Annotated in this window: 11 protein-coding genes; 7 read left to right on the top strand and 4 right to left on the bottom strand. The window is 72.2% G+C overall.

Going from position 1 to position 13,243, the window contains the following annotated elements:
• Positions 1-140 precede the first annotated feature (140 nt).
• Positions 141-578 (bottom strand): hypothetical protein, encoded by a 438-nt coding sequence (locus tag AB0F62_RS25845; RefSeq protein ID WP_361803662.1) that lies wholly within the window; start codon positions 576-578, stop codon positions 141-143.
• A gap of 232 nt (positions 579-810) precedes the next feature.
• Entirely contained in the window at positions 811-1,860 is a 1,050-nt protein-coding gene (locus tag AB0F62_RS25840) for a LacI family DNA-binding transcriptional regulator (RefSeq protein ID WP_361803659.1), read from the bottom strand.
• Positions 1,861-2,000: 140 nt separating this feature from the next.
• On the opposite strand from AB0F62_RS25840, the gene AB0F62_RS25835 reads away from it, so the two are divergent.
• The 7 genes from AB0F62_RS25835 (at position 2,001) to AB0F62_RS25805 (ending at position 11,391) form a co-directional block, all read left to right on the top strand.
• Positions 2,001-3,305, top strand: a complete 1,305-nt coding sequence (locus AB0F62_RS25835; protein ID WP_361803656.1) for an extracellular solute-binding protein — start codon at positions 2,001-2,003, stop codon at positions 3,303-3,305.
• Positions 3,306-3,319: 14 nt separating this feature from the next.
• Entirely contained in the window at positions 3,320-4,249 is a 930-nt protein-coding gene (locus tag AB0F62_RS25830) for a sugar ABC transporter permease (RefSeq protein ID WP_361803653.1), read from the top strand.
• Positions 4,249-5,067 (top strand): carbohydrate ABC transporter permease, encoded by an 819-nt coding sequence (locus AB0F62_RS25825; RefSeq protein ID WP_361803650.1) that lies wholly within the window; start codon positions 4,249-4,251, stop codon positions 5,065-5,067. The genes AB0F62_RS25830 and AB0F62_RS25825 overlap by 1 nt, the downstream gene beginning before the upstream one ends.
• 47 nt (positions 5,068-5,114) lie before the next feature.
• Positions 5,115-7,415 (top strand): glycoside hydrolase family 3 N-terminal domain-containing protein, encoded by a 2,301-nt coding sequence (locus AB0F62_RS25820; protein WP_361803690.1) that lies wholly within the window; start codon positions 5,115-5,117, stop codon positions 7,413-7,415.
• A complete protein-coding gene (locus tag AB0F62_RS25815) occupies positions 7,412-9,028 on the top strand; it encodes a glycoside hydrolase family 43 protein (RefSeq protein ID WP_361803647.1) in 1,617 nt (538 codons plus the stop codon). Before AB0F62_RS25820 ends, AB0F62_RS25815 begins: the two co-directional genes overlap by 4 nt.
• A gap of 14 nt (positions 9,029-9,042) precedes the next feature.
• Positions 9,043-10,008 carry an acetylxylan esterase gene (locus AB0F62_RS25810; RefSeq protein ID WP_361803644.1) on the top strand — a complete coding sequence of 322 codons (966 nt, stop codon included), beginning with the start codon at positions 9,043-9,045 and terminating at the stop codon, positions 10,006-10,008.
• Between the two features lie 126 nt (positions 10,009-10,134).
• Complete coding sequence (locus AB0F62_RS25805) at positions 10,135-11,391, top strand: MFS transporter (protein WP_361803641.1); 1,257 nt, start codon at positions 10,135-10,137, stop codon at positions 11,389-11,391.
• Between the two features lie 84 nt (positions 11,392-11,475).
• Here AB0F62_RS25805 and paaK read toward each other — a convergent pair whose 3' ends face one another.
• Together paaK and paaI are read right to left on the bottom strand one after the other, a co-directional pair.
• On the bottom strand, positions 11,476-12,822 hold the full coding sequence (paaK, locus tag AB0F62_RS25800; protein ID WP_361803638.1) for a phenylacetate--CoA ligase PaaK: 1,347 nt from the start codon (positions 12,820-12,822) through the stop codon (positions 11,476-11,478).
• A complete protein-coding gene (paaI, locus tag AB0F62_RS25795; RefSeq protein WP_361803635.1) occupies positions 12,819-13,232 on the bottom strand; it encodes a hydroxyphenylacetyl-CoA thioesterase PaaI in 414 nt (137 codons plus the stop codon). Before paaI ends, paaK begins: the two co-directional genes overlap by 4 nt.
• Positions 13,233-13,243 lie beyond the last annotated feature (11 nt).

Raw genomic sequence — 13,243 nt, 5'->3', positions numbered from 1 at the left:
CCCACCGCCCCGCCCACCCCCCCCCCCCCCCCCCGGAACACCCCCCCCCCCCGCCCGCCCCGGCCCCCCACGCCCAACCAACCCCCGGGCCCCCCCCCCCCCGCCCGGGCGGCGCGGCACCGTTCGTACGGGGTGCGGAGTCAGGCGGCGCGCAGGAAGGGCACGCGGATCGGCTGCGAACCGGGGCCGCCCACGTGGGAGAACGGCTGCGTGCGCCAGTCCAGGCCGGCGGGCAGCGTCAGCAGCGCGCCCCACTCCGGCGCGTCGGCCGCCTCGTCGCCGTCGGCCGGCGTGGCCTCCGCGGCGGAGAGTCCGGATCCGGGGCAGACCGTCAGACCGAAGGGGTTCCACGGCGAGGCGCACAGCGCGTGCTGCGGCAGGACGTCCTCGTCCGCCAGAAGGGCGATCGGACGGGCGCAGTCGGGGCAGTGCACCCGGAAGATCTCATGGCCCTCGTCGTCGAAGGCGTCGTCGGCGTCGTCCGACGTCAGGAGCTCGAACGACTCGCGGCGTTCGTGCTCCTCCCCGAGCGCGGCCAGGGTACGTTCGCCGCGGCTGTGTCGTGCGTGGGTGCGCATGGGTGCATCTCCCCCTCAGAAGAACGCCCACCGGCGGGGCAGACCGGGCTCTCGGCCTCGGCCATAGCGAGCATTTCCCGCCGACCGCCCCTGGTAATCACCGCCACTCCGAAGACCGTTGACATCGGGTGTGGCCTTCGTCACACAGGCGTCCGGAGGGGTGCCCCGCGCCCCCGCCGGCGCCGCCGTGCGCCCGCTCCGCGCCCTCCCGGCACCGGCCCGGGCCCGGGCCTCAGTCCCCCTGTTCCGGCCCGGTCTCCCGCGGGGGTGCCGTGCTCTTTCTGACGACCAGTCTGACGCCCAGCTCCATACGGGTGTTGCTCTTCTCGCCGGTCTCGTCGGGCTGCGACAGCCGCAGCAGCATCCGGGCGGCCTCCTCGGCCATCTCCACCAGCGGCTGGTTGACGGTCGTCAGCGACGGGCTCGCCCACTGGGCGAGCGGGATGTCGTCGTACCCCACCACCGACAGGTCGCGCGGCACCTGCAGGCCCTTGACCCGCGCCGCCTCCAGGACGCCGAGCGCCTGCAGGTCGCTGCCGGCGAAGATCGCGGTCGGCGGGTCGGGTTCGTCAAGGAGGCTGAGCGCGCCGTCGTGCCCGCCCTGGACGTGGAAGTCCCCGTAGCGGATCAGGTCGTTGTCGACGGACAGCCCCGCCATCCCCATGGCCGAGCGGAAGCCGTCGAGCCGGGCGAGGGAGCACAGCATGTCGTCGGGCCCCGTGATGATCCCGATGCGGCGGTGGCCGAGGTCGATGAGGTGCCGGGTGGCCGCGACACCGCCGGCCCAGTTCGCCGATCCCACGGACGGGACGTCGGGCTCCGGGTCGCCCGCCGGGTCGATGATGACGAAGTTGATGGCCCGCGAGCGCAGTTTGCGCTTGATGTCGTCGGGCAGCGACGAGAACACCAGGACGACCCCGAGCGGGCGGCGGCGCAGCACGCCCTCGATCCACTCGGGTCCGGGGGCGTGGCGGGTGCCGCTCTCGGTGAGCACCACGCTCATGTTGCGGCTCTTGGCGATGTTCTCCACGCCCCGGATGAGCTCCATCGCCCAGACGCTCTCGAGTTCGTGGAACACGATCTCGATCAGCCGCGCCTCGGGCTGGGTGGGCGCGGGGCGCTGGTAGCCGTTCGCCTCCAGCAGCCGCTCGACCTTGCTCCGGGTCGGCGCGGCCACATCGGGACGTCCGTTGAGCACCTTCGAAACTGTCGAAAGTGACACGCCCGCTTTCGAAGCCACGTCGGCCAGAGTGATCCGGCCCTCGGTCTCATCATCACGCATGCCGCACAGGATAGAGCACCGCAGTTCGGTAACGGTTTGGTCGCGTCAATTCCACCCTGTTGACCTCGGCGAGGGGGAAGCCTACGGTCCCTCGTCAGGCGAATTTCGGCAAAGTGGCCGAAACTTTCGAGAGGTCGATCATGAAGAAGCGTGCGTGGTTCCCCCGTGCCGTCGCCGGCGGCGCGACACTGGCACTGGGTCTGACCCTGACCGCCTGCGGCGGTGATGGCGCCTCCGCGGGAGGTGATTCCGGGACGATTCACGTCCTCGTGTACGGCGACTCCGCGAACAAGGTGGAGAAGGCGATCGTCGCCGAGTTCAACAAGACCTCCAAGGTCAAGGCCGTCCTCGACACGGTCCCGGGTGCGGACTACCAGCAGAAGCTGCAGACCGTCATCAACACCAAGCAGGCCCCCGACGTCTTCTTCAACTGGGGTGGCGGCAGCATCCAGCCGTTCGTGAAGGCCGGCCTGCTCCTGCCTCTCGACGACTTCATCAAGAAGGACCCGGGCCTGAAGGACAACTTCCTGTCCTCGGTCTTCAACACGGCGGTCGTCGACGGGAAGTCCTACGGCGTGCCGATGCGCGGCACCCAGCCCGTGCTGATGTTCAACAACAAGAAGGTCCTCGCGGACGCCGGCGTCCAGCCCCCGCAGACCTGGGACGAGCTCATCGCCGCGGTCAAGAAGCTCAAGGCCAAGGGCGTCACCCCGATCGCGCTCGGCGGCGGCGACCAGTGGCCGACCCTCATGTGGTTCGAGTACCTCTACGACCGCATCGCCGGTCCGGAGCTGTTCACCAAGGCCCTCGGCGGCGACAAGAGCGCCTGGGAGAGCGAGGACAGCAAGAAGGCGCTGGGCATGCTCAAGGAGCTCATCGACGCCGGTGCCTTCGGTACCAACTTCGACTCGGTGAAGTTCACCGACGGCGGCTCGCCCCAGCTCCTCGCCAGCGGCAAGGCCGGCTTCGAGCTCATGGGTTCCTGGGAGTACTCCACGCAGCAGGACGCCAGCCCGGACTTCGCCAAGAACGACCTCGGCTACACCAACTTCCCGACCGTCGACGGCGGCAAGGGCGACGCCGCGAACGTCGTCGGCAACACCAACAACTTCTACTCGGTGCTGAAGAAGACCAAGCACCCGGACGCGGTCGCGGACTTCCTCAAGCTGATGTACTCCGACGACTTCGTGAAGCAGCAGCTCGCCATCGGCAACCTGCCGACCACGACGAACACCACCAAGTTCCTCGACACGGCCGACAACCCGGACTACCTGAAGTACCAGTTCGACCTGGTCCAGAAGGCGCCGTCGTTCCAGCTGTCCTGGGACCAGGCCTACCCGCCGTCGGGCATCACGCCGATCCACCAGGCCGTGCAGCAGTTCTTCAACGGCCAGACGGACGCGGACGGCTTCATCAAGGCCATGCAGGCCCTGCCCACCTCCTGAGAGCGACGTCCCGCATGGTCTCCCTCACTGCCTCGGTGACGGGCAAGCGGCAGACGCAGCGCCCGGCCGGCCGTACCATCGGCCGGCCGGGCGTCGCCTGGGCGCTCCCCGCCACGATCTTCTTCGCCCTGTTCGCCGTCGTACCGCTGGTGCTGGTGGCGGTCCTCTCCTTCACCACCTGGAGCGGACTGGGCTCGCCCGAGTTCGCGGGCTTCGACACCTGGGTCCGGGTCTTCCAGGACCCCGTCATGATCAAGAGCCTCTGGCTGAGCGTGCTGCTCACCGTGCTGGGCGTCGTCGTCCAGACCCCGCTGAGCATCCTGCTCGGCGTCTGGGCGGCCGGTCCCCAGCGCAACCGCGCCGTGCTGTCGGCGGTCTTCTTCGTGCCGCTGCTGCTGTCCGCGACCGCCGTCTCGGTGCTGTGGCGCGCTCTGCTCGACCCGAACTTCGGCGTGCCCTCGCAGGCGCGCTGGCTCTTCGGCGACGGCAACCTCTTCGGCACCCAGACCGCCGCGATCGGCGTGCTGGTGTTCGTCAGCACCTGGCAGTTCACCCCGTTCCACGCCCTGATCTACCAGGGCGCGACCCGGGCGATCCCGGAGGTGCTCTACCAGGCGGCGCAGATCGACGGCGCGGGCACCGTACGCCAGTTCTTCCACATCACGCTGCCGCAGCTGCGCAACTCGATCATCACCTCGATGATCCTGATGATCGTCGGCGGTCTCACCACCTTCGACACGGTGCTGATCCTCACCCAGGGCGGCCCCGGCACCGACACCACCATCAGCGCCTACTACATGTACGACAAGGCCTTCAAGGGCTTCGACTTCGGCGCGGGCGCCGCGGTCGCGCTGATGCTCGTCGTCGTCGCCACCGTGATCTCGCTGATCGTCGTCCGCGTCTCGGGCTACGACAAGATGGCCGGCACCAAGGAGGGGCTCTGATGAGACGACGCCCCAACTACCTGGCGGGCCTGGGCGCCCTGCTGTGGCTCGCGCTGGTGGGCCTGCCGCTCTACGTCATGCTCGGCGCCACCGTGCAGACGCGCGAGGAGTACAGCGGCAACGGACCGCTGGCCTTCCCCCGCTCCTTCACGCTGGACAACTACATCCAGGACTTCAGCAACGGCTTCGGCCAGTACTTCCTCAACACGGTCGTCGTCACGGTCAGCGTCGTGGCCATCGTGCTGCTGCTCGTGCCGCCGCTGGCGTTCGCCATCGTCCGCAACCGGGGCCGCGGCACCTCGGGGGTGTTCCGGCTCTTCCTGCTGGGCCTGGCCATCCCCGCGCAGGCCGTGATCGTCCCGATGTTCTACGTCATCAGCAAGGTCGGGCTCTACGACAACCTCATCGGCGTCATCCTGCCGACGGCGGCGTTCTGCCTGCCGGTGTGCACGCTGATCCTGACCGGCACGATGCGCGACATCACCTCCGAGCTGTTCGAGGCGATGGCCGTGGACGGCGCCTCCGTCCGGCGGACCTTCTTCCAGCTCGTCCTGCCGCTGTCCGGGAGCGGACTGTCGACGATCGTCGTCTTCTCCGCCCTGCAGGCGTGGAACGGCTTCCTCTTCCCCCTCGTGCTCACCCAGTCCGAGGAGACCAAGGTGATCACGCTGGGCCTCTACAACTTCCGGACCCAGTACGGCATCGACATCCCCGGCCTGCTGGCCGCCGTGGTGCTGTCCACGATCCCCGTCCTGCTCGTCTACCTGTTCGCCCGCCGTGCCCTCGTGCAGGGGCTCATGGGCGTCGGAGGAAAGTGAACGACAACGTGACCGCCGACTCCCGCGTCGAGGCGCTCATCCGCGAGATGACCCTGGACGAGAAGATCGCCCAGCTCTACGGCATCTGGGTCGGCGCCTCCGGCGAAGGTGCCGAAGTCGCCCCCCACCAGCACGACATGGAAGAGCCGCCCAGCCTCGACGAGCTCCTGCCGGACGGCCTCGGGCAGCTCACCCGGCCCTTCGGCACCGTCCCCGTCGACCCCGCCCTGGGCGCCGTGTCCCTGATGCGCACCCAGCAACGGATCGCCGCCGCCAACCGGTTCGGCATCCCGGCCATGGCTCACGAGGAGTGCCTCGCGGGCTTCGCCGCCTGGGGCGCGACCACCTACCCCGTCCCGCTGTCCTGGGGCGCCTCCTTCGACCCCGGGCTGGTCCGGGTGATGGCCGCGGCCATCGGCCGCGACATGCGCTCGGTCGGCGTCCACCAGGGCCTCGCCCCCGTCCTCGACGTCGTGCGCGACGCGCGCTGGGGCCGGGTCGAGGAGACCATCGGCGAGGACCCGTACCTCGTCGGAACCATCGCCACCGCCTACATCCAGGGCCTGGAGTCCGCGGGCATCGTGGCGACCCTGAAGCACTTCGCCGGCTACTCCGCCTCCCGCGCCGGGCGCAACCTGGCGCCGGTCAGCATGGGCCCGCGCGAGCGCGCCGACGTCGTCCTGCCGCCCTTCGAGATGGCGGTCCGGGAGAGCGGCGTCCGGTCCGTGATGCACGCGTACACCGACACCGACGGCGTGCCCTCGGCCGCCGACGAGGAACTGCTGACGGGACTGCTCCGGGACACCTGGGGCTTCGACGGGACCGTGGTCGCCGACTACTTCGGCATCGCCTTTCTCAAGACCCTGCACGGCGTCGCCGCCGACTGGGCCGACGCCGCGGGCACCGCCCTGCACGCGGGTGTGGACGTCGAGCTCCCCACCGTCAAGACCTTCGGGCAGCCGCTGCGGGACGCCGTCGCCGCGGGCCTGGTCGACGAGAAGCTCGTCGACCGCGCGCTGCGCCGCGTCCTGACCCAGAAGGCGCAACTCGGCCTCCTGGACCCCGGGTGGAGCCCGGTGCCGACGGCACTCGCCGGTGCCGACCTCTCCGACCCGCAGAGCCTGCGCGGCACGGTCGACCTGAACTCCGCCGCCCACCGCGACCTGTCGCGGCGGCTCGCGGAGCGGTCCGCCGTCCTGCTGGGCAACGACGGCACCCTGCCGCTGGACCGGCCCGCCCGCATCGCGCTGATCGGTCCCCAGGCGGAGCTCCCGACCGCCGTGCTGGGCTGCTACTCCTTCCCCGTGCACGTCGGCGCACAGCACCCCGACACCCCGCTCGGCATCGACCTGCCCACGCTGCGCCAAGCGCTGGTGGCGGAGTTCCCCGGCACCGAGATCGTCACCGTGGCCGGCTGCGGCATCGACGACACCGATGTCTCCGGCTTCGCGGCGGCCGTACGCGCGGCGCGCGACGCCGACGTGGTCGTCGCCGCGCTCGGCGACCGCGCCGGGCTCTTCGGCCGCGGGACCAGCGGCGAGGGCTGCGACGCGGAGTCGCTCACCCTGCCGGGGGTCCAGCAGGGGCTCCTCGACGCGCTCCTCGACTCGGGGACGCCCGTCGTGCTCACCCTGCTGGCGGGCCGCCCCTACGCCCTCGGCCGGGCCGTGGAGGAGGCCGCGGCCATCGTGCAGTCCTTCTTCCCGGGGCAGGAGGGCACTCCGGCGCTCGCCGGCGTGCTGAGCGGGCGGATCAACCCCTCCGGGCGCCTCCCGGTCAGCGTGCCCCGGCACCCGGGCGTCCAGCCCTCCACCTATCTGGCCGCCCCACTGGCACGGGCCAGCGAGGTCTCCAACATCGACCCCGCCGCCGCCTTCGGCTTCGGCCACGGGCTGACGTACACGGCCTTCGAGTGGTCCGGCCTGGAGGTCCACGGTGCCGCGGACGACGGCCGGGCCGTCACCGGCACCGACGGCGAGGTCGAGCTGTCCTTCACCGTCCGCAACACCGGCGCGCGGGCGGGCAGCGAGGTCGTCCAGGTCTACCTCCACGACCCGATCGCCTCGGTCGTGCAGCCGGTGCAGCGGCTCGTCGGCTACCTGCGGGTCCCGCTGGAGGCGGGCGAGGCGCGCCGTATCGGTGTCACGGTCCCCGCCGACGTCGCCGCCTTCACCGGCCGGGACGGCCGGCGCGTCGTGGAGCCGGGGGAGCTGGAGCTGCGGCTGGCCGCCTCCAGCACCGACGTCCGGCTCACCGTACGGGCCGAACTCGTCGGCCCGGCACGGCAGGTGGACCACACCCGGCGGCTGCACGCACTCGTCTCCGGCACGCCGGAGGAGTCCCGGTGACCCTGCCCGAAGGGACGGGGGAGGCGGCGGACACCGTCGCCAACCCCGTCCTGCCGGGCTGCCATCCGGACCCGAGCATCTGCCGGGTCGGCGCCGACTTCTACCTGATCACCTCGACCTTCGAGTACTTCCCGGGCATCCCCGTCTTCCACAGCCGGGACCTGGTCCACTGGCGTCCGATCGGTCACGTCCTGGACCGGCCCTCGCAGGTGGACCTCGGTTCCGTCGCCTCCTCCGAGGGGATCTTCGCGGCGACGATCCGTCACCATGAGGGCCGCTTCCACGTCGTGACCACCCTGGTGGGCGGCAGCGGACGGGGTGGCACCTTCGTCGTCACCGCCACCGACCCGGCCGGGCCGTGGAGCGACCCGGTGTGGCTGGACGACGCGCCCGGCATCGACCCCTCGCTCTTCTTCGACGACGACGGCCGCGCCTGGTGCACCGGCACCCGGCTCGCCGAGCCGGGGGAGTGGGAGGGGCAGACCGACGTCTGGCTACGGGAGTTCGACGTCGGCAGGATGGCGCTGACCGGTCCCGAGCACCTGCTGTGGCGCGGGGCGCTGCACGGCGCGGTGTGGGCGGAGGGGCCGCACCTGTACAAGGTGGACGGCCGCTACTACCTGCTGGCGGCCGAGGGCGGCACCGAGCACCGGCACGCCGTGAGCGTCGCCCGCGCCGACCACGTCACCGGTCCGTACGCCGGCAATCCCGCCAACCCGGTCCTCACCCACCGCCACCTGGGCCGCGACTTCCCCGTCGTCGGCGTCGGCCACGCGGACCTCGTGCGGACCGCGGCGGGGGAGTGGTGGGCGGTGCTGCTCGGCAGCCGTCCCTACGGCGGCTACCATCCCAACCTCGGACGGGAGACCTTCCTCGTCCCGGTGCGCTGGGAGGACGGCTGGCCGCTCTTCGCCCCCGGCGCGGGCACGACGCTCGGCCCCTTCCGGCGGCCGGTGATCGACCGCATCGCCGACGAGCCCGCCGACGAGTCCGTTGACGAGCCCGCCCGGGACGACTTCGACGCCGCGGAGCTGCGCCCGCACTGGAACCAGGTCCGTACCGGTGTCCCCTTCTGGTCGCTGACCGACCGGCCCGGCTTCCTCCGGCTGCCGTTCGGATCCGCGACGCTCGCCGACATCGGCACCCCGTGCTTCCTCGGCCGGCGCCAGCAACACCAGGACGTCAGCGTCTCCGCGCTCTTCGAGACGGCGCCCCGGACACCGGAGGAGTGGGCCGGGCTGGCCGTCCGCCAGTCCGAGACCGACCATCTGGTGCTCGCGGTCGCCGGGGACGGCCGGGGCGGTCGCCGCGTGCTCGCCGCGCGCCGGACCCGCGGTGAGCAACGCGTGCTCGCCGAGGCACCGTTGCCCCCGGGGCCGGTGGTCCTGCGCATCCACGCCGAGGGCCAGCGCTACGGGCTGCGCTACACCCCCGCCGGTGCCGGTCCGGAGGAGGAGACCGAACTGACCGCCGTGGACGGGGGTTTCCTCAGCTCGCCCCGCGCCGGCGGCTTCCTCGGCGTCTGGCTCGGCCCGTACGCCACCTCCCACGGCAATCCCTCCGCCACCGCCGCCGACATCGACTGGTTCGACTACCGGCCGCTCGCCCCCTGACCACGGAGCCGACGTTGTTCACCGACCTCCCCGAGGCCGAACTGCGGGACTACCGCAGCACCCAGACCGCGCCCGCCGATTTCGACGAATTCTGGCGGACGACACTCGCCGAGTCGCGAGCCGCCGGAACCTCGGCCGTCACCGTCACCCCGGCGCCCGGACCGCGGCTGCGCACGGTGGACGTCTTCGACGTCACCTTCCCGGGCTACGGCGGCGAGCCGGTACGGGCCTGGCTGCGGCTGCCGCACGGCGCCGAGGGGCCGCTGCCGGCGGTCGTCCAGTACGTCGGCTACGGCGGCGGCCGGGGCCACGCCCTGGACAATCTGCTCTGGGCGTCCGCGGGCTTCGCCCACTTCCACATGGACACCCGCGGCCAGGGCTCGGGCTGGAGCCGGGGCGACACCCCCGATTCCGGCACCACGGGGCCGCAGGCCCCCGGGATGATGACCCGCGGCATCGACGACCCGCACACGTACTACTACCGCCGGCTGTTCACGGACGCCGTCCGCGCCGTGGACGCGGTCCGCACGCTGCCCTCGGTGGATCCCGGGCGCGTCGCAGTGCTGGGCGCCAGCCAGGGCGGTGGCACCGCGCTCGCCGTGGCGGCCCTCGCCCCCGAGGTCCACGCCCTGGTCGCGCACGTCCCGTTCCTGTGCGACTTCCCCCGTGCCACGGTGATCACCGACGCGGACCCGTACCGGGAGATCGGCCGCTATCTCGCCGTCCACCGCGGCGCCGCCGAGCGGGCCATGCGCACCCTGTCCTATGTCGACGGCGTCAACTTCGCCGCCCGCGCCCGGGTGCCGGCCCGCTTCTCCGCGGCACTGATGGACGAGATCACACCGCCCTCGACGGTCTTCGCCGCGTACAACGCGTACGCGGGGCCCAAGGAGATGGCCGTCTGGCCCTGGAACGGCCACGAGGGCGGCGCGAGCGACGACGACGAGGAGGCCCTCGCCTTCCTGCGCTCACGTCTGTGACGCCTCGCCCCGGCGCGACGGGGCGGGGCGGCCCGCCGTACCCCTCCTCCTGAGGTTCCGGCGTACCGCAGGGGCACCCCGGCAAACCTGTTGCCGGGTACCGGACCCCCGGCTACGGTCGCCCCCATGTCCCTGGGCATGTACCGCCACATCCTCGTCCGGCCCGTCCTGACCTGGGGGGCCGTGGCCGTGGGTGCGCGGATGCCGGTCGCCATGGCGCCGCTCGCGCTGGTGTTCCTGGTGCGGGAGCGGCCCGGTGGCTACACGTTCGGGGCGCTGCTCGCCGCCGCCTATGTGGTCGGGGAGATCGTCGGGGCGCCGCTGCTCGGCATGCGGCTCGAAGCCGAGCGGGCACGGCCTCAGTTGGCGTCGGGGCTCGCGGTGGGAGCCGTGGGCTTCGCCGGCCTCGGGGTCCTGCCCGACGCCCACCCCGCCGTACTGGCCGGGTTCGCGTTCCTGGCGGGGGCGGCTCCCGCCGCCGCCCCCGGTGGCATGCGGCAACTGCTCACCTCGATCGTGCCGGAGCGGGCCGTGACGCAGGCCCTCAGCGCCGAGTCGGTGCTGACCTTCGCGATCTGGGCGGTGAGTCCGGCCGCGGTGACGGGGCTCGCGCTCGGCGTGGCCCCGTCCACCCCGCTGCTGCTCGCCGCCGTTCTGATGGCGGCCTCGGTGGCCGGGCTGTGGGCGCTGCCCCCCGGGTGGCGGACCGACCGCCGGGACCGCGGCGGTGAGTCGATGCTGCGGATCACGATCCGGGCCTGGCCGGTCTACGTCACCGGCGCCGCGTCCCTGTCGCTGCTCGCCCTCGCCGAGCTCATCCTGCCGGCGCTCCTGGAGCACCGCGGGATCGCACTCGGCCTCGCCGGGCCGCTGCTCGCCGGGTTCGCGGCCGGGTCGGGGGTCGGGTCCTTCCTGTACGGCCTGCGTGCCGCCTGGCCGGGGCGGTTGCCCGTGCAGTCGCTGGTGCTGCTGCTCGCCGTGTCCGCGTGCGTGGCGCTCGTCGCCGTACTGCCGTCGGCGCCCTGGATGGGCGCGGTCCTGCTGGTCGCCGGTGTCCTGCAGGCCGGGGCGATGCTGACCCGGAACCTGCAACTGCGGCAGGTTCTGCCCGCCAGCGCGCTCGCCGCCGGCTACTCGGTGATGTACGCCGCGGTCGGCGCGGGATACGCCGCGGCGGGCAGCCTCTCCGGTGCGTTGCTCAGGGTGGCCGAGCCGGACGTCGCGATCCTGGCCGGTGTCGGCCTGACCCTCCTGCTCACCGCCGTCGCGGCGGCCGGGGAGCGTTCGACGCGGGGGCGTACCGCCCGGGTCCGCCCGGGCGGCGGCACCGCGGCGGAGGACGCGCCGGTGAGCGATCGCGGTGACGCCCGGAGCGGCCGGTAGCCGGCTCAGGCCGCATCGCTGCCGTACCTCAAGCCTTCGGCCCGGCAGCGATGCGGCCTGACGTGCTGGGTACGGCCGTGGCGGCTATTGCGCGCGCAGGTCCCGCACGCGGCGGATCTTCCCGACCGAGCGCTCCACGGTGTCGGGATCGACGACCGTCACCTCGACGCTGATGCCCACGCCGTCCTTGACGCCCGAGGCGATGGAGCGGGCCGCCTCGGCGCGCCGTGCGGCCTCCGCGTCCGGGCGCGCCTCGACGACGACCTCCATGTGGTCCATGCGGCCGCGCTTGCTGAGCCGGATCTGGAAGTGCGGGGCGACGCCCGGCGTGCGCAGCACGATCTCCTCGATCTGGCTGGGGAAGACGTTCACCCCGCGGAGGATGATCATGTCGTCGGAGCGGCCGGTGATCTTCTGGATGCGGCGGAAGGCGGGGCGCGCCGTGCCGGGCAGCAGCCGCGTCAGGTCGCGGGTGCGGTAGCGGATGATCGGCAGCGCCTCTTTGGTGAGGGAGGTGAAGACCAGCTCGCCCTCCTCGCCCTCGGGCAGCGGCTCGCCGGTGATCGGGTCGACGACCTCGGGGTAGAAGTGGTCCTCCCAGACGTGCAGGCCGTCCTTGGCCTCCACGCACTCCTGGGCGACGCCCGGGCCGATCACCTCGGACAGGCCGTAGATGTCGACGGCGTGGATGTCCATGCGCTCCTCGATCTCCCGGCGCATCTCCTCCGTCCACGGCTCCGCGCCGAAGATGCCGACCCGCAGCGAGGTGCCGCGCGGGTCGACGCCCTGGCGCTCGAACTCGTCCAGCAGGGTGAGCATGTACGACGGGGTGACCATGATGATCTCGGGCTCGAAGTCCTGGATGATCTGCACCTGGCGGGCCGTCATGCCACCCGAGGCGGGGATCACGGTGCACCCGGCGCGCTCCGCGCCGTAGTGTGCGCCCAGGCCGCCGGTGAACAGGCCGTAGCCGTAGGAGACGTGCACCTTGTGGCCGGGGCGCCCGCCGGCGGCGCGTATGGACCGGGCCACCACGTCGGACCACATGGACAGGTCGTTCTCGGTGTAACCGACCACGGTGGGCAGGCCGGTCGTGCCGCTGGAGGCGTGGACGCGGCGCACCTGGTCCATGGGGACGGCGAACATGCCGAAGGGGTAGTTGTCGCGCAGATCGGCCTTGGTGGTGAAGGGGAAGCGCGCCAGGTCGTCCAGGCTCGCGCAGTCCTCCGGCTTCAGCCCGGCCTCGTCGAACTTCTTCCGGTACGCCTCGACGTTCTCGTACGCGTGGCGCAGCGTCGCCCGCAGCCGCGTGAGCTGCAACTCCCGCAACTCTTCGCGGCCCAGCTTCTCGGCGGGGTCCAGCAAGCCGTGGGGGAGCGGCTCTCCCAGGCGCGTCCCCGCGGTCGCCCCGCCCGTCGGCTCGCTGCTCATCCGTTCTCCTTCGTGCGTCCGATGCTGCGGCTGCGCCCGCGGAACTCCGCGATCACCTGGTCGCCCCGCAGGATGCTCACGTCGTAGATGCCGCTGCGGCCGAAGCGGGTGCGCTCCTGCGCGGTGGCGACCAGTTCGTCGCCCTCGTGGACCGGGGCGACGAAGGTGATGTCCGCCCCGGCCGCCACCGTCACGGGGCCGTGGCTGTTGCAGGCGCAGGCGAAGGCGGTGTCGGCGAACAGGAAGAGGTAGCCCCCGTGGGCGATCCCGTGCCCGTTGACCATCGCGGACGTCACGGTCATGCGGAGCACGGCGGTCCCCTCGCCGGTCTCCACCAGCTCGATGCCCAGGCTCCGCGAGGCCTTGTCGGCGGCGAACATGCTCTCCGCCGGGCCCAGTGTCACGTCCATGGCATCCCTCA

The sequence above is a fragment of the Streptomyces sp. NPDC026673 genome, from assembly GCF_040638135.1.
GTDB lineage: Bacteria > Actinomycetota > Actinomycetes > Streptomycetales > Streptomycetaceae > Actinacidiphila.
Note: the sequence above shows the minus strand (reverse complement) of the source record. Positions and strands in the feature narration are given on the sequence as shown.